At 66.8% G+C, this 20,804-nt stretch carries 20 protein-coding genes; 11 read left to right on the top strand and 9 right to left on the bottom strand.

Annotation, left to right across the window (positions count from 1 at the left end; all coding sequences use genetic code 11):
- Positions 1 to 79 precede the first annotated feature (79 nt).
- From kdgK1 to C458_RS16015, 3 genes are all read left to right on the top strand, one after another.
- The gene (gene kdgK1, locus C458_RS16025; RefSeq protein WP_008577247.1) at positions 80 to 1,042 is read left to right on the top strand and encodes a bifunctional 2-dehydro-3-deoxygluconokinase/2-dehydro-3-deoxygalactonokinase; all 963 of its coding nucleotides are present in this window, start codon (positions 80 to 82) and stop codon (positions 1,040 to 1,042) included.
- A 107-nt stretch (positions 1,043 to 1,149) separates the two neighbouring features.
- The gene (locus C458_RS16020) at positions 1,150 to 2,631 is read left to right on the top strand and encodes a Na+/H+ antiporter NhaC family protein (protein WP_008577245.1); all 1,482 of its coding nucleotides are present in this window, start codon (positions 1,150 to 1,152) and stop codon (positions 2,629 to 2,631) included.
- 139 nt (positions 2,632 to 2,770) lie between these two features.
- Positions 2,771 to 3,415 (top strand): DUF6663 family protein, encoded by a 645-nt coding sequence (locus C458_RS16015; RefSeq protein WP_008577243.1) that lies wholly within the window; start codon positions 2,771 to 2,773, stop codon positions 3,413 to 3,415.
- Positions 3,416 to 3,463: 48 nt separating this feature from the next.
- On the opposite strand, the gene C458_RS18570 is transcribed toward C458_RS16015, so the two are convergent.
- The 3 genes from C458_RS18570 to C458_RS16005 form a co-directional block, all read right to left on the bottom strand.
- Positions 3,464 to 3,628 (bottom strand): hypothetical protein, encoded by a 165-nt coding sequence (locus tag C458_RS18570; RefSeq protein ID WP_008577241.1) that lies wholly within the window; start codon positions 3,626 to 3,628, stop codon positions 3,464 to 3,466.
- 110 nt (positions 3,629 to 3,738) lie between these two features.
- Positions 3,739 to 4,236 carry a hypothetical protein gene (locus C458_RS16010; protein WP_008577239.1) on the bottom strand — a complete coding sequence of 166 codons (498 nt, stop codon included), beginning with the start codon at positions 4,234 to 4,236 and terminating at the stop codon, positions 3,739 to 3,741.
- Between the two features lie 317 nt (positions 4,237 to 4,553).
- Positions 4,554 to 5,969: a sugar porter family MFS transporter gene (locus C458_RS16005; protein ID WP_008577237.1), complete on the bottom strand. Its 1,416-nt coding sequence runs from the start codon at positions 5,967 to 5,969 to the stop codon at positions 4,554 to 4,556.
- Between the two features lie 255 nt (positions 5,970 to 6,224).
- Between C458_RS16005 and C458_RS16000 the strand changes: the two genes are divergently transcribed.
- From C458_RS16000 to C458_RS18565, 7 genes are all read left to right on the top strand, one after another.
- On the top strand, positions 6,225 to 6,485 hold the full coding sequence (locus C458_RS16000) for a glutaredoxin family protein (protein WP_008577234.1): 261 nt from the start codon (positions 6,225 to 6,227) through the stop codon (positions 6,483 to 6,485).
- 106 nt (positions 6,486 to 6,591) lie between these two features.
- Positions 6,592 to 7,011: a hypothetical protein gene (locus tag C458_RS15995; RefSeq protein ID WP_008577233.1), complete on the top strand. Its 420-nt coding sequence runs from the start codon at positions 6,592 to 6,594 to the stop codon at positions 7,009 to 7,011.
- A 130-nt stretch (positions 7,012 to 7,141) separates the two neighbouring features.
- Positions 7,142 to 9,949, top strand: a complete 2,808-nt coding sequence (locus tag C458_RS15990; RefSeq protein ID WP_008577230.1) for an aconitate hydratase — start codon at positions 7,142 to 7,144, stop codon at positions 9,947 to 9,949.
- A gap of 158 nt (positions 9,950 to 10,107) precedes the next feature.
- The gene (locus C458_RS15985; RefSeq protein ID WP_008577229.1) at positions 10,108 to 10,557 is read left to right on the top strand and encodes a DUF6069 family protein; all 450 of its coding nucleotides are present in this window, start codon (positions 10,108 to 10,110) and stop codon (positions 10,555 to 10,557) included.
- A gap of 255 nt (positions 10,558 to 10,812) precedes the next feature.
- Entirely contained in the window at positions 10,813 to 11,625 is an 813-nt protein-coding gene (locus C458_RS15980) for a hypothetical protein (RefSeq protein WP_008577228.1), read from the top strand.
- On the top strand, positions 11,622 to 12,056 hold the full coding sequence (locus tag C458_RS15975) for a metal-dependent transcriptional regulator (protein WP_004065233.1): 435 nt from the start codon (positions 11,622 to 11,624) through the stop codon (positions 12,054 to 12,056). Before C458_RS15980 ends, C458_RS15975 begins: the two co-directional genes overlap by 4 nt.
- A 108-nt stretch (positions 12,057 to 12,164) precedes the next feature.
- Positions 12,165 to 12,332 (top strand): hypothetical protein, encoded by a 168-nt coding sequence (locus tag C458_RS18565; protein WP_004065234.1) that lies wholly within the window; start codon positions 12,165 to 12,167, stop codon positions 12,330 to 12,332.
- A gap of 132 nt (positions 12,333 to 12,464) precedes the next feature.
- Here C458_RS18565 and dpsA read toward each other — a convergent pair whose 3' ends face one another.
- On the bottom strand, positions 12,465 to 12,995 hold the full coding sequence (dpsA, locus tag C458_RS15970; RefSeq protein ID WP_008577227.1) for a DNA starvation/stationary phase protection protein DpsA: 531 nt from the start codon (positions 12,993 to 12,995) through the stop codon (positions 12,465 to 12,467).
- Between the two features lie 466 nt (positions 12,996 to 13,461).
- On the opposite strand from dpsA, the gene C458_RS15965 reads away from it, so the two are divergent.
- The gene (locus C458_RS15965) at positions 13,462 to 14,151 is read left to right on the top strand and encodes a hypothetical protein (RefSeq protein WP_008577226.1); all 690 of its coding nucleotides are present in this window, start codon (positions 13,462 to 13,464) and stop codon (positions 14,149 to 14,151) included.
- Positions 14,152 to 14,196: 45 nt separating this feature from the next.
- Here the strand turns inward: C458_RS15965 and C458_RS15960 are convergent, their stop codons facing one another.
- From C458_RS15960 to C458_RS15940, 5 genes are all read right to left on the bottom strand, one after another.
- Entirely contained in the window at positions 14,197 to 15,348 is a 1,152-nt protein-coding gene (locus C458_RS15960; RefSeq protein WP_008577225.1) for an ABC transporter ATP-binding protein, read from the bottom strand.
- 120 nt (positions 15,349 to 15,468) lie between these two features.
- A complete protein-coding gene (locus C458_RS15955) occupies positions 15,469 to 16,413 on the bottom strand; it encodes a carbohydrate ABC transporter permease (protein WP_008577224.1) in 945 nt (314 codons plus the stop codon).
- Positions 16,410 to 17,453 carry a carbohydrate ABC transporter permease gene (locus tag C458_RS15950; RefSeq protein ID WP_008577222.1) on the bottom strand — a complete coding sequence of 348 codons (1,044 nt, stop codon included), beginning with the start codon at positions 17,451 to 17,453 and terminating at the stop codon, positions 16,410 to 16,412. Before C458_RS15950 ends, C458_RS15955 begins: the two co-directional genes overlap by 4 nt.
- Before the next feature lie 31 nt (positions 17,454 to 17,484).
- Positions 17,485 to 18,642, bottom strand: coding sequence for an ABC transporter substrate-binding protein (locus tag C458_RS15945; protein WP_004044400.1), 1,158 nt, complete (start codon positions 18,640 to 18,642; stop codon positions 17,485 to 17,487).
- 883 nt (positions 18,643 to 19,525) lie between these two features.
- Positions 19,526 to 20,578, bottom strand: a complete 1,053-nt coding sequence (locus C458_RS15940; RefSeq protein WP_008577221.1) for a site-specific integrase — start codon at positions 20,576 to 20,578, stop codon at positions 19,526 to 19,528.
- Positions 20,579 to 20,804: the final 226 nt, after the last annotated feature.

Here is a 20,804-nt window from a genome sequence, read left to right as displayed (position 1 = left end):
AAGGGCGGCCGAATCAACCGCGGGCGCGAACCTCGTCGGCAACGCCGGACGTTTATATCGCGCCCGCGAACGGCCGTCCATGACAGCACTCGTGACCTTCGGCGAGACGATGCTTCGGCTGTCGCCGCCGCGTGGCGAGCGACTCGAAACCGCCCGCGAACTCGAAGTGCAGGCGGGCGGCGCGGAGTCGAACGTCGCCGTCGCCGCCGCCCGACTCGGCCGGGACGCCGCGTGGTTCTCGAAGCTCCCGGACTCGCCGCTCGGCCGGCGAATCGTCAGCGAACTTCGGAGCCACGGCGTCGACACCGACGGCGTCGTCTGGACCGACGACGCGGACGCCCGACAGGGCGTCTACTACCTCGAACACGGGGCGTCACCGCGCCCGACGAACGTCGTCTACGACCGCGCCGACGCGGCCGTGACGACGCTGGGGACGGGCGAGTTCGACCTCGACGCCGTCCGCGACGCCGAGGTGTGTTTCACGAGCGGCATCACGCCCGCGCTCTCCGAGACGCTCTCCGAGACCACCGCCGACGTGCTCGACGCGGCGCAGAACGCCGGGACGACGACCGCCTTCGACCTGAACTACCGGACGAAACTCTGGTCGCCCGACGAGGCGGCCGAAGTCTACCGCGACCTGCTCGACTCGGTCGACCTGCTTTTCGCCGCCGAACGCGACGCGGCGACCGTCCTCGGGCGCGACGGCGACGCCGAGTCGGTCGCCCGCGGGCTCGCCGGTGACTACGACATCGAAACCGTCGTCGTCACCCGCGGCGAGGAAGGGTCGCTCGCGGTGTCCGACGGCGCGGTATCCGAACAGGGCGTCTACGAGGCGGAGACGCACGACGCCATCGGCACCGGCGACGCCTTCGTCGGCGGCTTCCTCGCGAAGCACCTCGACGGCGGGAGCGTGGCCGAGTCGCTGGAGTGGGCCTCGGCGACGGCGTCGTTCAAGCGGACCGTCGAGGGCGACATCGCCGTCGTCACCCCCGAGGACGTCGAGCGCGTCGTCGCGGAAGAGGGCGACGGCATCTCGCGGTAGGGCCGCCGACCCGTCAACGAAATCGGACGACCGACCGACGATAACGATTTTCCGTCACAGTCGAAGGGTCAGATTCAAACCCGCCACGAGGATAATCGCTTTCGGTAATGGCAACACTCTCGTTCGAACCGCTGACGTACGACGACATCCCGGAGGCCGAGCGGCCGTCGCTCGCGCAGGCGCTCGTCCCCGTCGTCGGGATGCTCGTCTTCCTGAGCGTCGGCGTCATCTGGCTCGGGCTCGACCCGCAGTTGCCGCTTCTGTGGGGCATCATCCTCACCGGCGCGGTGGGTCGCTACTGGCTGGGGCTGCCGTGGACCCGGCTCTCGGCGGGCATCCGCGACGGCATCAACATGGGACTGTCGGCGCTCCTCATCCTGCTCGTCGTCTACATGCTCATCTCGACGTGGACTGCCGCGGGGACGATTCCCGCGCTCATCTACTACGGCCTCGACTTCCTGTCGCCGGCGGTGTTCCTCCCCGTGGCGACGCTGCTTTCGGCCGTGGTCACCTTCGCCATCGGCTCGTCGTGGACGACCGCCGCGACGCTGGGCGTCGCCTTCATCGGCATCGGCTCGGGGCTGGGGATGCCCGACGCGATGACCGCCGGCGCGGTTCTGACGGGCGCGTACACCGGCGACAAGGTGTCGCCGTTTTCCGACACGACGAACCTCGCGGCCGCCGTCACGAACACCGAACTCCTGACTCACGTCCGGACGATGCGCGTCGGGACGGCCATCGCGCTGGCAATCTCGCTCGTCGCCTACGCCGCCCTCGGCCTCACGGCGAGCGGGAGCATCCCGGTCGGGCGCGTCGCAGAAATGCAGGCGGCCATCGCCGGGACGTACGCCGTGACGCCGCTCGTGTTCGCGCCGCTCGTCGTGACGTTCGTCCTCGCGCTCCGTGGGTATCCCGCCTTACCGTCTATCGTCGCGGGCGTTGTCGCCGGGACGTTCACCCAACTGTTCGTCCAAGGCCCCGTCGCGGTCGACACCTTCGTCGGCGCGTGGAACGTCGCCTTCGCGGGCACCGCGCCCGCGACGGGCGTCGAGACGGTCGACTCGCTGCTCGCCTCCGACGGCCTGCTCGGGTCGGCGTGGACGATGACCGTCATCCTCGCGTCGCTGTCGCTCGGCGGGATTCTCGAACGGACCGGCTCCATCGCCGTCCTCGCACACCGCCTGCGGCGGGTGCTCACCTCGGTCGCCTCGCTGACGGTCGGGACGGCCGCTTCGTCGCTGGCGATGAACGCCATCGCGGCCGACCAGTACATGAGCATCGTCGTCCCCGGGATGAGCTTCCGCGGCCTCTACGACGACTTCGACCTCGAAAGCCGGAACCTCTCGCGGGCCATCGAGTCCGCGGGGACGACCACGAGCGCGCTCATCCCGTGGGGGACCGGCGGCGCGTACATGGCCGACGTGCTCGGCGTGCCGACGCTCCAGTACGCGCCCTACTACTTCCTCGGCTTCCTCTCGCCGCTCATCCTCGTGGCGATGGGGCTGTCGGGGTGGCGAGTCACGGAACAGGGCTCCGACACCGACGCCGGTCTCCGCGGCGCGGTCGCGTCCTTCGGCGGCGACGACTGAGCGAGCGCCGAGGTGCGCGGGCGACGACCCGCCGGCAGCGACCTCCGGCGGCGACCTCCCCGGCGACCCACCGACGACGACCCCCCGCGGTCGCCGGGCGACCGGCAGGCGTATTTCCGTTCGCCCAGTAGCCGCGGACATGGAGGTCACGACGGCCGGCCGATTTCGGGTCTATCGCAGTCCGCGCGACGGAGACGAACTCCTCTTGCTCGAACTCCCCGACGAGCGCGTCGACTGGACCGACCCGGCCGTCGAGACCGACGCCGACGACGCCTACTCACCGACCTACGTCCCGCGAACGGGCTACGACGGCGACCTCGCAGCGCGCGTGTCGGCGCTCGAACCCGGCAACGAAATCGAGGCCACGCTGCGCTGGGACGACGGCGACCCGCAGTTCGAGGAACTGTCGGTCCGCGACCGGACCCGGTTCCGGTTCGTCGGGGCCGCGACGGGGCTGTTCGAGGCCGCCCGCGAGACGTGGCGGGCGACCGGCGACGGCGAGGCCATCGGGTCGCGCGTCACCTACGGGACCGACGGCGACCCCAACGCCGTGCTCTATGTCTTCGCGAAACAGCCCGGCGCGCGCGACCTGTTCGACGAGTTCGGCGACGGCGTCGTCCCCGTGGACCCGCTTTTGGACCGCCTCGACGACGAGACCGACGCGCCGGACGCGCCCCGCGAGGTGTTCGTTCTGCGCCCCCTCGACGAGGAGTTCGTCCTCGTCGCCATCGCGCTCGACCGCGAAGGGCTGTTCGCGCGGACGATGCGCGACACCTACTGCTGACGCCGCAGAGTCGCGGGCGGCGACGCCGACCCGCCGCGGTCCACTCGGTCACTCGTCGCCGTCGCCGTCGCTCGACGCGCGGGAACCGCACTCCGAACACCGATAGACGGTTCGCCAGCCGCCGCCGGTGACGAACCGCCGTCGAAACGAGTGTCTCGCGCCGCAGTCGTCGCAGACCGTCGGCGGTCCGGCCGGGTCGGGAGAGTCGCGCATACGCCGAATCGTGGCGGCTGCGACCGAAACCTCACCGCCGACCGATATCGACGGGAGAGTGGCCGGTCGAGTTCGAAGGGCTCGGGAGAAAAGCCGGGCGACGAGGCGCGTCAGTCCTCTTGGGTCCAGCGCTGGTAGACCGCGGAGCCGCCGAGGACGGCGAAGACGAGCGAGCCGAGACCGGGCGCGCCGATGGCCGAGATGACGGGGACGCCGACGGCGACGGCAATCATGAGGACGATGCCGAGCGCGGCGAGGGCGGCGTAGTACTCGCTCCACGAGAGTTCGCCCTCGGGGACGACCTCCATGTAGACCGTCACGTCGCCCGCCTCGGCCAGCGAGACGACTTTCGACTCCTCGTCGTAGTGCACGATGTCCAGTTCGGCGAGTTTCGGGATGTGGGTCTGTTGCAGCGAGACGTAGGCGCTCTGCCGGATGTTCCGCGGGGGCGGCGACTCCCCGGTCTCGGCTTCCGCGATGCGCTCCGAGAGTTCGCGGAGCGTCAGGTCGCCGTCTTGGAGGAACTCGATGGCCATCCGACGGCGGTCGTTACTCAGTACCTCGTGAATACGCGTCTCGGAGAGTCCGGGTTCGGATGTTGTCGCCATACGAGGATTCGATCGGTTTGTGACTGGTCGCTTCTCCTATATCAACGGTTCGCCTCCGGTATCGAAATCAAAAACGTCGACGGCGACCGAATCACCCGACAGGACTCCCGTCAGCCGCGGTTCGGGGCGGATTGGCGACAGCTGTCAGCCGGGCGTCGGCCACAAGAACCATCTACCGGGAGATTCGCGCGACCCGCGACCCACGAGCGTCGACGACTCGGTGCTGCGGGCGACGACGTTACGGGCGTCGAGGGTGAGGACGGACCGCGGCGCGCCGCCCAGCGCGCGAGAAGTCGGGCCGCGCGGCCGGCGTCCCCTCAGTCGTCGTCAGAGACGGTACCGGCCGACGACCCGTCCGGCGACCCGCCGAGCATATTCTCCCGGAGGTCGGATTCGATGGCCTCCAGCGACCGCCCCTTCGTCTCGGGGACGAACCGATAGGTGAACGCGAGCGCGACGGCGCTCAGCGCCGCGAACACCCAGAACGTCCCCGCGGTCGTGATTTCTGCGACCATGACGGGGAAGGCGAGCGACACCGCGAGGTTCGCCACCCAGTTGAACACCGTGACGACGCCCATGGCCGTCCCGCGGACCTTCAACGGGTAAATCTCGGAGATGAGAAGCCAGAACACCGGGCCGAGACCGACGGCGAAAAAGGCCACGTAGAGCATGAGGCTCCCGGTGGCGACCGTGCCGACGAATCCCGAAAAGCCCGGCAGGTAGAACGCCGCGCCGAGCGCGACGAGCGTGAGCGTCATCCCCGCGAGGCCGACCGAAAGCAGCGGGCGGCGGCCTCGGCGGTCGATGAGAACGACCGCGACGACGGTCATGACGACGTTGACGACGCCGATGCCGACCGTGGCGAGGATGGACGCCGAGGACTCGAAGCCGGTCGATTCGAGAATCGTCGGCGCGTAGTAGATGACCGTGTTGATGCCGGTGACCTGCTGGAGGACGGCGAGGCCGACGCCGACGACGAGCGCCGGGCGCATCCACGGTTCGAGGAGGTCGAGCAGGCCGCCGTCTTCCGCCTCGATGGTCTCGTTAATCTCTGCGAGTTCGGCCCGAATCTGGTCGTCGGTTCGGGTCCGCGAGAGCACGTCGCGGGCCTTCGACTCCCGGTCGTGTTCGACCAGCCAGCGGGGGCTCTCGGGCATGAACACCATCCCGGCCGCGAGGATGACCGCGGGCACCATGCCGGTGCCGAGCATCCAGCGCCACTGCCCGCCGTCGGCGAAGGCGTAGTTGACGAAGTACGACGAGAGGATGCCGACGGTGACCGCGAGCTGGTTCAGCGAGACCAGTGAACCGCGAATCTTCGGCGGCGCGATTTCGGAGAGATACAGCGGGCCGACGATGGAGGCGAAGCCGATGGCGACGCCGTCGATGAGTCGCCCGACGACGAGCACCTCGACGGTCGGCGCGATAGCCATCACCAGCGAGCCGACGAAGAAGACGACAGCGCTGACGAGGATGAGCCGCCTGCGACCCCAGCGGTCGGCGAGGTAGCCGCCGAGCGCCGCGCCGAGTGCCGCGCCCGCCAGCGCGCCGCTGACGACGATGCCCTCCACCAGCGGCGTCATCGTGAACGCGTCTCTGATGTAGAGGAACGCGCCCGAGATGATGCCCGTGTCGAACCCGAACAGCAGTCCGTTGAGGGCGGCGAGCGCGGCCGTCACGTAGACGAACCGGTTTCGCCTGTCCGCCCCGGGTGCGTCAGTATCGACTGTCATAAATTGTACTCGTTCGTTATGTATTCGGTTCTGAGTTAGAAAATTTACGACGTATTATCAACAGACGAAAATTAACATATTCGATTCGATGAGACGTATATAACGACGCAGTCAGCCGTTTTCTCGGACGAGTCCTGACTCTGACACCCGATACTGTTAGATTAAAAATGTAAATGGACCCGATTCAGAAACAGAGTTGTAATCTGATAAGATACGACGAGAAGACTCAACAGGCCGCGGCGACGACATCGGACGATGAGCGACGCCGTCCCCATCGTCATCTACACGCGCACGGAGTGTCACCTCTGCGACGAGGCCGAAGCGACCGTTCGCGAGGTCGCAGACGAGGTGGCTGTCACGGTCGATATCGACCTCGTGAACGTCGACAGCGACGAGGAACTCCGCGAGAAGTACGGGGAGCGCGTGCCCTACGTCTACGTCGACGGCCGACCGGCGTTCAAGTTCCGCGTCGACGCCGACCGACTCGGGGAGAAGCTGACCGCGGCGCGGGAGTGACCGCCGTCGTCGGCGTCGTCGGCGTCGTCGGTCGGCCCACTCGACGCCGGGGTCGCGCGCTTCAAGCGGGCGTACGCCTATGGCCTCGGCGCGCCTTTTGATACGCATGGAAGCCGACAGACGACTCCTCCGCGAGGCGCGGGAGCGACTCGACGGGTGGACGTACACGGCCCGCGACCGGGCGTACCGCGAGCTGTTCGCCGGTGACGACGCCGCCGTCACGGCCGAGGAGCGGCAGCTTCTCGACGAGGTGGACGCGGAACTCGCGGGCGACGGCGACGACGGGCTCTGGGGCACGGACGAGTACGCCGTCGTCATGGGTCATCCGAAGAACCACCCGATTTCGGTCGTCTGCACCCGCCACCCGGAGATTCCGTCGTCGTGGTCGCGGGGCGGCGAGAGCCTGACCGAGCCGGAGCGCGAGCAGTTCAACGACCTCCTGTGGGACTACTGCGAGCGCGTCCGCCGGTACGTCCAAGACGAGGTCAACGAGTACGTCGGCGTCGCGGGCGTCCCCGAGGAGTAGCCGGCGTCGCGGCGGCCGATGCCCGGCGTCGAAGCGGTTCCGAGAGCCGCAACGCCCCGCGTTCGCCCCGATTCCGACGGTGTGAGAACGAGTCCCGCATTCAAGCCCGCGGAGACCCTATCAGTCGACCATGAGCGACACTGAGACACTGGACGCCGTCCGTGAGTTCGAACACGACGGAACCACGTACAAGATGGCGGACCTGACCGTACTCGAAGAACAGGGCCTCTGCGAACTCGACAGGCTCCCGGTGAGCATCCGCATCCTGTTGGAGTCCGTACTGCGAAACGTCGACGGCGACATCGTCACCGAAGACGACGTGCGAAACGCCGCCTCGTGGGAGCCGGACGTGCCGAACGTCGAAGTTCCGTTCACGCCGTCTCGCGTGGTGTTGCAGGACCTCACGGGCGTGCCAGCGGTCGTCGACCTCGCTGCGCTCCGGTCGGCCGCCGACCGCGCCGGCGAGGACCCGAAGCTCGTCGAACCCGAAGTTCCCTGTGACCTCGTCATCGACCACAGCGTGCAGGTGGACTTCTTCGGCTCGCCCGACGCCTACGAGAAGAACGTCGAACTGGAGTACGAGCGCAACGCCGAGCGCTACAAGGCGCTCAAGTGGGCGCAGAACGCCTTCGACAACTTCAGCGTCGTCCCGCCGGGCACGGGTATCGTCCACCAGGTGAACCTCGAACACCTCGGGCGGGTCGTCCACGACCGCGAGTGGCGCGGCGACCGCTGGCTCCTCCCCGACACGCTCGTCGGCACCGACAGCCACACGCCGATGATAGGCGGCATCGGCGTCGTCGGCTGGGGCGTCGGCGGCATCGAGGCCGAGGCGGCGATGCTCGGCCAGCCCATCACGATGAAGCTCCCCGAGGTCGTCGGCGTCAGACTCGACGGCGAACTCCCCGAGGGCGCGACCGCGACCGACCTCGTGTTGCACGTCACCGAACAGCTCCGCGAGGTCGGCGTCGTCGACCGGTTCGTCGAGTTCTTCGGCCCCGGCGTGGGGAACCTCTCGGTCCCCGACCGGGCGACCATCTCCAACATGGCCCCCGAACAGGGGTCGACCATCAGCGTCTTCCCGGTCGACGAGGCGACGCTGGACTACCTCGAACTGACGGGCCGCGACCCCGAACACATCGAACTCGTCCGCGAGTACCTCGACGCGCAGGGGCTCTTCGGCGAGCAACACCCCGAGTACACGGAGACGGTCGACGTGGACCTCTCGGCGGTCGAACCGAGCCTCGCCGGGCCGAAGCGCCCGCAGGACCGCGTCGCCATGGGCGACATGAAGACGCACTTCCGCGAACTCCTCTACGGCGAGTTCGAGGAGGTCGTCGACGACGTGGACGAGGAGGCAATCACTCGCTGGCTCGGTGAGGGAGGCGACGGCGGCGAGCTCGCGGGCGACGGCGGGACGCTGACCGAGACGCCCGAGGCGGCCCCGGAAGAACCCGACCTCGGTGAGCTAACCAAGCGCGTCGAAGTCGACCTCGGCGGCGAGACGGTCGAAATCGGCCACGGGAGCGTCGTCGTCAGCGCCATCACCTCCTGTACGAACACCTCGAACCCGTCGGTCATGGTCGCCGCGGGCCTCCTCGCGCGTAACGCGCTGGAGAAGGGCCTCGACGTGCCCGAGTACGTGAAGACGAGCCTCGCGCCGGGGAGTCGCGTCGTCACGGAGTACCTGAAGAAAGCCGACCTGCTCCCGCATCTCGAAGCGCTCGGCTACGACGTGGTCGGCTACGGCTGTACCACCTGCATCGGCAACGCCGGGCCGCTGCCCGAACCCATCGAGAACGCCATCGACGAACACGGCCTGTGGACGACGAGCGTCCTCAGCGGCAACCGCAACTTCGAGGCGCGCATCCACCCGAAGATTCGCGCGAACTACCTCGCCAGCCCGCCGCTGGTCGTCGCCTACGGCCTCGCCGGGCGGATGGACATCGACCTCGAAACCGACCCGCTCGGCACCGACGACGACGGCAACGCCGTCTACCTCGCGGACATCTGGCCGGACGCCGACGAGATACGGGAGACCATCCACGACAGCGTCGACCCCTCGATGTTCCGCGAGAAGTACGCCGAGGTGTTCGAGGGCGACGAGCGGTGGGAGGCGCTCGAAGCGCCGACCGGCGACGTGTACGACTGGGACGACGAGTCGACCTACATCCGCGAGCCGCCGTTCTTTACGGACTTCCCGCTGGAGAAACCCGGCGTCTCCGACATCGAAGACGCCCGCTGTCTGCTGACGCTCGGCGACACGGTGACGACCGACCACATCAGCCCCGCCGGGCCGTTCGGGTCGAAACTGCCGGCCGGCCAGTGGCTCATGGACCACGGCGTCGACCCCGTGGACTTCAACACCTACGGCTCCCGCCGCGGCAACCACGAGGTGATGATGCGCGGGACGTTCGCCAACGTCCGCATCGAAAACCGGATGCTCGACGACGTGGAGGGCGGCTACACGATTCACCACCCGACGGGCGAGGAGACGACCGTCTTCGAGGCCAGCCAGCGCTACCGCGAGGAGGGGACCCCGCTCGTCGTCCTCTCGGGCGTCGAGTTCGGGACCGGCTCCAGCCGCGACTGGGCGGCGAAGGGCACCGACCTCCTCGGCGTGCGCGCGACCATCGCCGAGAGCTACGAGCGCATCTACCGCGACAACCTCGTCGGCATGGGCGTCCTCCCGCTCCAGTTCGAAGCCGGCGACTCGTGGGAGTCGCTCGGCCTCGACGGCTCCGAGCAGTTCGACATCCGCGGCCTCGACGACGGCCTCGAAGTCAACGACGAACTGACGGTTATCGCCACGAAAGACGACGGAACCGAAGTCGAGTTCGACGTGACCGCGCAGGTCGGTACGCCCGCCGCGGTGACGTACGTCGAACACGGCGGCATCCTCCACTACGTGCTCCGTTGGCTCCTGACCGAGAACTGACGCCGGGAGGCGGTCAGCGGGCTGCACCGGGGAGCCGAATCGGGGGACTGAGTCGGGGTGCCACCCCGACCGCGTTCGACCCACGCGTCGGACTCGCGGAGCGTCACGAGTCACCGAAGACGCGTGGATTCATCACCCGTGGCGTGCTACATCATGGCATGGTAACCGTGACACCCTCGGTCCGCCCGACGTGGACGGCCCTCGCGCGTCGCGGGCTGGCGACCGCGGCGGTCGCGAGCGTCGCGAACGCGCTCTTATTGACGCTCGTCCTCGGAATGGGGCTCGTCGAGCCGTTCGCACCGCTTTCGTACCCGCCGGTCGTGTTCCTCTCGGCCGCCGGCGCGGTCGCGGCGACGCTCGTCTACGGACTGCTCACGGGCCGCGTCACCGACGCGGACCGGACGTTTTTCAGGGTCGCGGTCGCGGTGCTCGTGGCGTCGTTCCTCCCCGACATCGGGCTCCTGTACGTCGACCCCGGAGCGACCGTGCCGGGCGTCCTCGTGTTGATGGTGATGCACGTCGTCGTCGCGGCGGTCTGCGTGGCGTCGCTCACCGAACTCGGGTGGGGCGTCCCGAGGGGGAACCGACCGAACGGGCCCGAGGAGTGACCGCGCGCCCGCCGTGCGACCTCTGTTTAGGATGGCCTAAAAACCGAAGACACTATGTTGTTTTAGGTTGGCCTAAATGGTATGGCCGACAAGGAGTCGCAACGGTCGTCGAGACCGAACCGACGCGGCGCGCTCGCGTGCGGCGGCGGAACCGTCGCGGGTGAGTGTTGACCATGCGCGAGTGCCTCGGCGTCGAAACCGCCGGTCCGAGCGTACTGTCGCGGTCGGACGCGCCGGGTGTTCGGAGGTGCAGACGTGGTTGCTGACTGCGCCGCGGGCGTCCGAGACGCGCTTGACCGCGTCGCGAGCGAGCGCGAACAGGTGCTGGCGAAGCGACGGGCCGTCGAGCGGTTCGAACGCCGCGTGCGAAAGCTCGCCGCGCAGTCGGCGCGCCCCCCAGCCGGGACCACCCGGGCGACCGCGTGCGGGACCGCGTCGGTGGCGGCGGCGACCCGACGAGACGACGCCGCCGACGAGGGGCGGCGACGAGTCCGCGAGCTGTTCGCGGAGACGATACGCCCGCACAGCGTCTCCGACGTGAGCGAGTCCGAACCGCTCGCGGTGACGATACGCGAGGAGTTCGGCCCGGAGGTCGCGACGGCGCTCTCCCCGGACGCCGGGAGCCGGTTCACGCCGGCGGTCAAAGAGGCGGTCGTGTCGGCGGCGACGGAGCGACAGCGAGCTCTCGACGGGATGTGCCGGGCGCTCGACGGCGAAGAGCGGTCGCTTCGGGCGGCGCTCGCCGTGCTGGACGAGTGGGAAGGCTGGGTGGCACGGGCGGACGAGACGCCGCTTTCGGAGCTGGGGTTCGACGCCCTCCGGCGGCGTCACGAGACGCTCGCCGACCACCGCGAGGCGTGCGACCGACTGGTCCGCGAGCGACAGCGACACCTCAACGGGGCGACCCACCACACCGCGGCGGTCGAAGTTGACCACCGATTTCTCGCGACGTACCTCTACGAGGACCGCGCGACCGACCACCCGGTCTTGGCGGCCGCGACCCGCGTGGACGACAGCTGCGCGGACTGTCAGCGAGCCGTGCGCGACCACCTCGTCCGCCGCGTATGATCGGCGCGCCGCAGTATCTCCTCACGCTGTACATCGCCGAGCGGGAGGACGACGAGGAGTCACCGATTTCGCCGGGGTACGTCGCCGACGCGCTCGACCGCTCGCCGCCCGCGGCGACGGAGCGCCTCCAGAACCTCGATGCCAAGGGACTCGTGGACTACGAGCCCTACGAGGGCGCGACGCTCACTGCCGAGGGCCGCGACGCCGCCGCGGACCTCTACGACACCTACCAAATCCTCTCGCGGTTCTGCCGGGACGTGCTCGGCGTCAACGACCACGAAGACGAGGCGATGCAACTAGTCGGGAACGTCAGCCCGACGGTCGCCGAGCGTCTCTCGGCGACGCTGCTTCGCGGCGACGGCGACCGCGACGGAGCACGTCAGGCGGCTGGGTCGGAATCGACGTCGTCCCCGGACAACCCCGCGAGCTGAACGCATCGGCGTGAATCCGAACGACCCTTGCTGCTTGTCAACAAATAGCACTAATTTGTCGCCACGGAACCGCACCCTTTTTGTTTTAGGTTTCCCTAAAGCATCGCAATGGCCGCTGGTACGCAGTCGAACTCTGAATCCGTGTCGGAGCCCGACCGACCCGACTCCCCCGAGATATCCGTCTGCAAAGGTGGACCGGGGAAGTCGGTGTTCATGGAGTCGGGCAACAGCGACGGCTGGATTTCGAGCGACGTGACTATCGACGTGACGCGATAGTCCCGTTCGAACGGGCGCGCTCGGGACGCGAGCGCGACGAGTACGGGAGCTACGCGTCGCGGGAATCACCCCGGGAAAAAGCGTCGAACGTCGGAACGAAAACGGCGTCCTCCGACGCGTCGGCGGCGGCGCTTACTGAACGAGCGTGTCGTCTTCGAGGTAGTGGTCGATGACGTGGGCGTGTTCTTCGATTTCGATGAGTTGCTCGCGGAGCATGTGCGCCGTCGCGTGGTCCCCGAGACCCGCGGCGAGTTCGATGTGTTCGCGGTAGCTCTCGATGATGTCGCCGTACATTTCGAGGTCGTTCGACAGCGAGGTGCGGATGTCGTAGACGTCCTCGTCTTCGGGCTCGACCGTCGCGGCCTCGCTCAGCGCGGGCATGCTGGCGTGGGGGACGCCGCCGATGGACTGGAGGCGCTCCGCGATTTCGTCGGCGGCCTCCTCGACTTCCTCGTAGGCCTCCTGGAGGAACTCGTGGATGCGGAGGTGCTCGGCACCTTCGGCGTTCCAGTGGTGCTTGTGGAGCTGGTGGTAGAGGACGTACGCGTCCGCGAGGTCGGTGTTCAGCGCTTCGATTATCTGCTCGGCTTTCTCGGTGTCGAGTCGAACCGGGTTGTCGCCGACGCTGCCTGCTTCCTTGAGGACTGACTTCTGTGTGCTCATCTCGACTGGTAGTTGGGACTGCGAGCACTTAATACTTATCCGAGAACGAACAATTTTTCGTGTGGCCTAAAATCTCGTTTGTCGATATCGGATTATCGCTTCTAAAACGGTGACTGAAGCGTGTGAGGTGGCAGCACGGGCTCGGGCGGATAGCCGTGAGACGGCGACCGTGTCGCAGTAACTATCACATTCATTACGATACTGTCTGTCGGCCGGGAGCTGTCTCGTGGGAGCCTGTCAGAAGAGGGGTGCACTCGCACGCTGGCGCGGTCACCGCGAACGGAGTCCCAGTCTCGCGGGACCGTTCCGCCCTCGTCGCGCATCGTGAGCGCGACGGCGTCGGATGCGCTCAGGCGTGCGATCAACACCCTTTTGCGCGGTGCCGTCGAGCGAATAGCCGTGTTCCGACCTGTGTTCAGCCCGGCCGACGACTCGCCGGCGCGCGGCGTCACCGACCGCGCGCGGAGTGAGTGACGTGTTCGTCGACGCCCTCCGGTACCCGTTCGCGGACCGGGCGCGAGTGGACGGCACCGCGACGTGTCTCGTCGCGCTGCTGGTCGGTGGGACGCTCCTCCGCCTCGCAGCGCGACTCTGGCCAGACCTCACGTTTCTGGCCCCCGCGCTCGCCGCGGTCGTCCCCCTCGTCGTCTTCCTCGGCCTCGTCGGCGGCGTGCTCGCCGGCGACGGCTTTCCCCCGCTGGCGACGACCGAGACGCTCAGACTCGCCGGGCGAGTGGTCGGCGTCGCCGCCGTCTACCTCCTCCCGGCCGCGGTCACCGTCGTCGCCGTCGGCTACGTGACCGCGACCGGCTCGATTCCGGCCGTGCTGACCGGCGTGACGACGGCGATGCTCGCGACCGTCGCGCTGCTCGTCACGGTCGTCTGCGCGTATCTCCTTCCGGCCGCGACCGCCGTGAGCGTTCACGAGGGACTCCGCGCGGGGCTCCGGCGAGACGCCCTTCGCGGGGCGGCCTCGGGGACGTACTTCTTCGCGTGGGTGGGCGCGGCCGTCCTCGTCGTCCTCGCGTGGAGCGCGCTCGCGGCGACGATTTCGCGGAGCGTCGCCGCCCTCCTGGCGCTCGGCTGGTGCGCGTACGCTCACGTCGCCGCCGCGGCGCTCGTCGCCGAAGGCGTCGGCCGGACCACCCCCTGGTGAGAAGAGAAACGGCGCGGGGTCGAACGACCGAAAAAGACGGGGCGGTTAGCCGAGGTCGATCTGCTGTGCGGCTTCTTCCATCGACCGATTGTGGAGCGCTTCGCCCGTCCTGCCGTCGAAGAGGTGGATTGCCTCCTCCGGAATCCGCGCGACCAGCGCCTCGCCCGGACTGATGCGCGTGAGGCCGTCCGTGGTCGCGACCAGCGTCTCCGCGGTCTCGGGGTCCGCGTCGGGCTCGAAATAGAGGTACACCGTGTTCTCGTCGCCCATCGGCTCGACGACGTCGACCGTCATCTCGAAGTCGTGGTCGCCGCTCGCGGCCTCGACGAGTTCGATTGACTCGGGGCGGATACCGAGGACGAGGTCGGTCACGTCGCCGATGTCGTCGCGTATCTCCGCGCCGACCGGGTACTCGAAGGAGTCACCGACCAGGCGGTCGCCCTCGCGAGTCACGTCGAAGAAGTTCATCGACGGCTCGCCGAGGAAGCTCGCGACGAACTGGTTTGCGGGCTCGTGGTAACACTCCAGCGGCGTCGCAATCTGCTGGAGCTCCCCGCCGTCGAGGATGGCGATGCGGTCGCCCATCGTCATCGCCTCCGTCTGGTCGTGGGTGACGTAGACGGTCGTGACGCCGAGGTCGTCTTGGAGCCGCTGGAGCTCAGTCCGCATCTGCGCGCGGAGCTTCGCGTCCAGGTTGCTGAGCGGTTCGTCCATCAGGAACACCTCGGGGTCGCGCACGATGGCGCGGCCGAGTGCGACGCGCTGCTGTTGGCCGCCCGAGAGGTCGCTCGGCTTCCGGTCCAACAGGCTCGGGATGTCGAGCAGGTCGGCCGTCTCCGAGACCATCCGACCGATTTCGTCGTCCGGGAGGTCGGTCGATTCCTCCAGACCGAACGACATGTTCTGGCGGACGGTCATGTGCGGGTACAGCGCGTACGACTGGAACACCATCGCGATGTCCCGGTCCTGAGAGGCCACGTCGTTGATGACGCGGTCGCCGAGCGAAATCGTGCCCGACGTAATCGTCTCCAGGCCCGCAATCATCCGGAGCGTCGTCGACTTGCCACAGCCCGACGGGCCGACGACGACGAGGAACTCCCCGTCGTCTATCGACATCGAGATGTCGTCGACAGCGACGATTTCGTCGTCGCCGTCCTGGAACGTCTTCGTTATCGAATCGAGTTCAAGCGTTGCCATATCTCTGAGTAGGTATCGTTGGTGTGCTGTCGGTTCCGAACCGCGCCGGGGGTCGCCGCCGGTGGCCGCGGTCGCCGTTCGAGACGGTCTCGACGGCGGTCGCGTCGGCGCGACGACGCGTCACGCCGCCACCCCCTCGGCGAACTCGTCGCCGAAGAAGATGTACACCGCGAGCGTCGGGAGCGCCGCGAAGAACGCTCCGGCCATCCGGAGCGCGAAGTCCTGTCCCTCGAGCGAGGTGCCGAGCCCCGCGAGAATCAACACGACGGGGGCCGCCGGACTCGACTCCGTCGAGACGAGCACCAGCGTGAACAGGAGGTCGTTCCAGATCTGGGTGAACTGGTAGATGAGGACCACGGCGAACATCGGTCCCGAAAGCGGGAAGACGATCCGCCGGTACACCCGCCGGAGCGTCGCCCCGTCGAGGCGCGCGGACTCGATCATCTCCTCGCTCATCGTCTTGTAGTACGTCCGGAACAGGAGCGTACAGATCGGAATCCCGTAGGCGACGTGGGTCACCACGAGTTCGACGATGCCGACGTAGTCGTTCGGGATACCGAGCGCCCAGACGAACGACAGCAGGTCGGTGAGCTGGGCCCACTGCGACCAGAACTGCGTCAGCGGCACCAACACGGCCTGGTACGGGATGAAGATGCCCGCGATGATGAGCGCCAAGACCAGCGCCTTGTACGACTGCTTCCAATCGGGAATCGTCAGCCCGTACGCCGTGATGCTGCCGACGAACGCCGAAATGACCGTCGCGGGCACGGCGTACAGCATGCTGTTGCCCATCCCGCGTAGCAGGGCCTCGACCGCCGCCTGCCACTTCTCCAGCGTGAACCCGGACGGCCCGGGCGGGGCGAACGGAGCGGTCTCGACGATTGCGGTCCCGGTCTTGATCGACGTGACCAGCCCGGACTCGATGGGGACGAGATAGAATCCCGCCGCCAACAGCAGGACGACGTACAGACCGGCGTCCTCTATCGTCATCTGCTCGACGTTCCGGCGTAGCCGGGCCGTGAACGTCGCCGTTCCGCCGTCCGTTCGAAGCGTGTCGTCTGTCATAGGTTGTTCCTCCGGTACTCGTAGACGAGGTACGGGCCGATAACGCCGAGCGCCATCGCAAACAGGACGATAGCAATCGCCGCGCCGTACGCCCAGTTGAGGTTCGCGTACGCCTCGCGGACCATCTTCGTCGCTAAGATGTCGGCACCGTTCGGCGGCCGATAGCCGCCGACCAGCGAGTAAAGGAAGTCGAACGCCTTCATTCCGAACACCATCAGCACGACGGCGGCGCTTATCGTCGCACCCTTCAACTGCGGGATGATGACCCGCCAGTACATCTTCAGCGTCGACGCGCCGTCGACTTTCGCCGCCTCGTAGTGTTCGTCCGGAATCGCGCGGAGTCCGGCGAGGTACACGACCATCGCGTACCCGGAGAACTGCCACATCAACGCGAAGATGACCGCCCAGAGGACGATGGCCTGATTACCGAGCCAGCTAATCGGGCCGACGCCGACGAGACCGACGACGCGGTTGGCGATTCCGTTGTTGTAGTTGTAAATCCACAGCCAGAACTGCGCCGTCACGACGAACGAGAGGCTCATCGGCAACAGATAGATCGTCCGGAACGAGTTCTCGAATCGGATTCCGCGGTCGATGAGAATCGCCAGTATGAGACCGACCGCGAGCGTCCCCGCCGTGAACGCGACGAGCAGTATGAACGTGTTGACCGCGGCGTCGATGAATCCCGAGTCCGCGAGCGCCCGCGTGTACATCTCGAAGTCGAGGTTCGAGTAGTCCGGCGCGTTCGCGAACCGCTGGTAGTCGGTCAGCGAGATGAGGAAGTTCCAGATGACCGCGCCGTAGACGAAAAGCCCCATCAGCAGGAACGGCGGGATCCAGAAAATCGACGATTCGAGGAAGTCGCTCCCGAGCCGTCCGTCGATTCCCGCGGCGAGGCGGTCCAACGCCCCCGATTCGGAGTCCGGACTCCGGGAGTCCTCGTTCACGACGCCGCCGTCGGTGCGGACTGCATCGCGCTCGCCGCCGGCATCGTTGACCCGCTGGTCGTCAGCCGAACCGGGAGTAATCGCGCGGCGCACTCGTTGATAAAAATTCGACATTTCTTGGGGCTCAGTTCGAGACCGCGTCCAGGAACCCCTGCGTCGCGGCGTCGACGTTGTACGGGCCGGTGAACTCCGAGGAGATGACTTCGTTGAGCGCCGTCATCGTCTCGGAGGGGACACCGAGGCCGTGCTGGAGGTTCGGCGGACGGTACTCCGCGTTGGCGAAGTCTTCGGCGGTCTCCTGAAGGTACGGTCCGAACTCTTCCATGCTCACGTCGGTTCGCGTCGGAATCGAGCCCTTGTACTGGTTGAACGCGATCTGCGCTTCGGGGCTGCCGACGAACGCCGCCCAGGTCTTCGACGCCTCCGGGGTCGGGTTGTCGGCCGGGTAGAGGAACGAGTCCATGTGGAGCGTGTACATGCCCTCCGTGCCGGGGAACGTCTTGAAGCCCCAGTCTTCGTCGTACGCGAAGTTCTCGGCGTTCCGGAACGCGCCGGCCGCCCAGTTACCCTGATGGATGAAGGCGGCGTTGCCGTTGATGATGTTCTGGTTCGACGCGGTGAGATTGAGCGACGCCGCGTCGTCGGAGATGTAGTTTTCGAGCATCTCCGCGGTCGTCTCGAAGGCCGAGCGAACCGCGCTCTCGGAGCCCTCTCCGTTGAGGAAGTCCATGTACGGCTGGTAGCCGTTCACGGCGAGCATCACGGCGCCCCACAGCTGCGTCGTCGTCCACGTCCCGGACATCGCGTGGGTCATCGGAACCGCGTCGGTCTCGCTTTGGACCGTCTCGAACGCGTCGATGAGCGCCGAGGGACTGTTCAGCGAGTCGACGTCGATGCCCGCCTCGTCGACGACCGAGACGTTGTAGAACAGGCAGTTCAGGCGGTGCGAACCGAGCGGAACGGCTCGATAGCTGCCGCCCTGCTGGTGGAGCTCGACCGCCTCGTCGATCATTACTTCCTCGAAGTTGTTCTCCTCCCAGACGTCGTCGACGCTGCCGAGGACGCCCTCGTAGCGGAGGAGGTTCGGACCCGGCCAGTTGGCGAACGCGCCCGGCGGGTCGTCGCTCTGAAGCCGGTTCGCCACGACGGCGTCGAGGTTCTGATTCCCGCCGCCGCCGATGGGGTTCATGTCGAGGCCGACATCGGGATAGGCCTCGTTGAACGCCGCTTCGAGCGCTTCAGCTGCCGCGGCGCCGTCGCCGCCGGTCCAGCCGTGAAGCACCTCAACCGGGGCGCTGCTTCCCCCGTCACCGCCGTCGCCACCCGCTTCAGTGGTACTACCGTCGCCGCCCGCTTCAGTAGTACTACCGTCGCCGCCGTCATTGGAACCGCCGCCGCCGGAGCAGCCGGCGAGCCCCATCGTCGCAAGCGCTCCCGCCCCAGCGACGTATTGACGCCGACTGAGCCGATTGTCGTTAGACTGGCTATCGCGTGACATACATAGACACTGTCGAACGCACCATACTTAACGATTGATATTCATTTACTCGGTATAATAATAAAAATTCTCAGTCGAGGACAACCACCGAATTCCGGCGATAGATGCCTCCTAGCCCCGGTTTCAGAACTATCCTGGTCGTCGTCTTCGCACCGTCTGGCTCGTCGTCGCCGAGTCAACTCCGAACTCAGCGCCAGTTAGACGAAGAACGTGCGCGGGGAACAACATAAACACTGTGAGGCAGCTAACCACGTCAGTCCGAGCCTTGACCGCCGAAAATCCGACCGAAAACGCTCCGTTCGGTATCTCGAATCGGAACTATCTCTCTCTCGGTACCGAACCGACCGTACGGCTATCGTCGCGGAATCCTTCTGCGGTCGGAGTTACTCCCGCTGGTCGAGCTGGCTCGGCCGCTTCCGAACCGCGACATTTCGCTCTCGCAGTCGATTCGACTCGAAGACACGATGCCTCCGCATGGTGAGTATCGGACCGGGCGTGCGAGAGGCGTCAGGACCGAGGCCGACCGACAGCCCGAAACGAGGGAAGCAGCCGTACCCTCCGGTGTAAACGGCTCAGAATCGTAACGGGACCGTATGGGCCCCATGGGTTTTGACATATTGGTTGCTCGACCGGCAGACGTAGCCCGGAAATATGTACCTAAACATTCTTATAAGTCGTCCGGGATAAAGTCTTGACGGCGGCGCATGCGCTGGCGAGACGAAGCACGGTCGTAGTGCTTCTCCAGAACCGTCTCGCTCACATCTCCTCGGTCCGACAGCACCTCCCGAGGAGTACCGGCATCACGATACGCAGTAATCGAGCCAGCACGGAACGGGTGCGACGAAACCGAGAACGGACACTTACTCGCGTGCTCGATGTACGTCGCGTCGCAGTCCTCGATGACCCGGTCGTCCGGGCACCCCTCGCCAATCGCGCACGGTCGCGTCCACTTGTAGCACCACATCCGAATCGTCGTCGTCGATGGCCGGCCGTGAGTCGTCGTAATCAGCGGAGCCCGACCGTGTTCGTCCGTCACCCGGTCGCGGTGCGGACCGTCGATGTACTCCTCAACGACCTTCGCAACGTTCGGCTTCAGCGATACGTCGCGTTCACCGTGTGACCCGTTCTTCAGGCCAGTCCCGGTTTCCGGTCGGTGCCGGAAGCACAGCGCGTTGTCCTCCCGGTCGAAATCGGACACGTCGAGCGCCCGCAGTCCGCCGAGCCGACACGACGTCCTCCAGAGAAGCAACAGCGCGACGTGTTCGACGGTCGCGTACTCCCAGCGATTGAGGTAATCGAGAATCGAGCGCGCACGCTCGGCCTCGAGCACAGCATCCGAAACTCCCTCGCCGTCGTCGATTCGAGGAATCCGGATGCGCTCAGCGAGGTCCTCCGAGACGGCGTTAATGTCAGCGATGTAGCTCAGGAAGGTCCGAATCGTCGAGACCTGCCCCTTCATCGTCACCGCAACACACGGGTCGTCGCCCTCGAAATTCTCCTCGCGCTTGAACACGCGGTACGCGTGAACCGTCCGCAGGTCCACGTCGTTCATGTTCATCACTTCGCCGTCCCCGTAGTCCGGCGACTGGAGCCAGCGGACGAACGATTTCAGCCGGTACCGATGGGACTGAATCGTGTCGGGGGAGAGGTCGTATCGACGAGCGTCGAGGTAGTACGACATCGCCGACTTGGGGGTAATCGGGTCGAGGTCGCCGCTCATCGAACCACCTCCGAATCGGATTCACTTCCGGCCCAGTCGCTACGCTTACAACCGCGGTCTGATAACTGATTCATGGCTTCCATTGTGAGGCCGCGGTCCGGGTCGGGGGTGCTGGCTTTGGTAGGTTGAGCACCCTCGAAAGGGACCGTCAGCCGGGTAATCCATTCGAGGGGGCTAGTTAAAGTACTGAGCCATGGCCGCGGAGTGAAAGTGTACGTTTGAGCGA

This window comes from Haloferax sp. ATCC BAA-644, assembly GCF_000336975.1.
GTDB classification, from domain to species: domain Archaea; phylum Halobacteriota; class Halobacteria; order Halobacteriales; family Haloferacaceae; genus Haloferax; species Haloferax volcanii.
The sequence above is the reverse complement of the archived record's forward strand: the minus strand, read 5'-3'. Positions and strand labels throughout refer to the sequence as shown.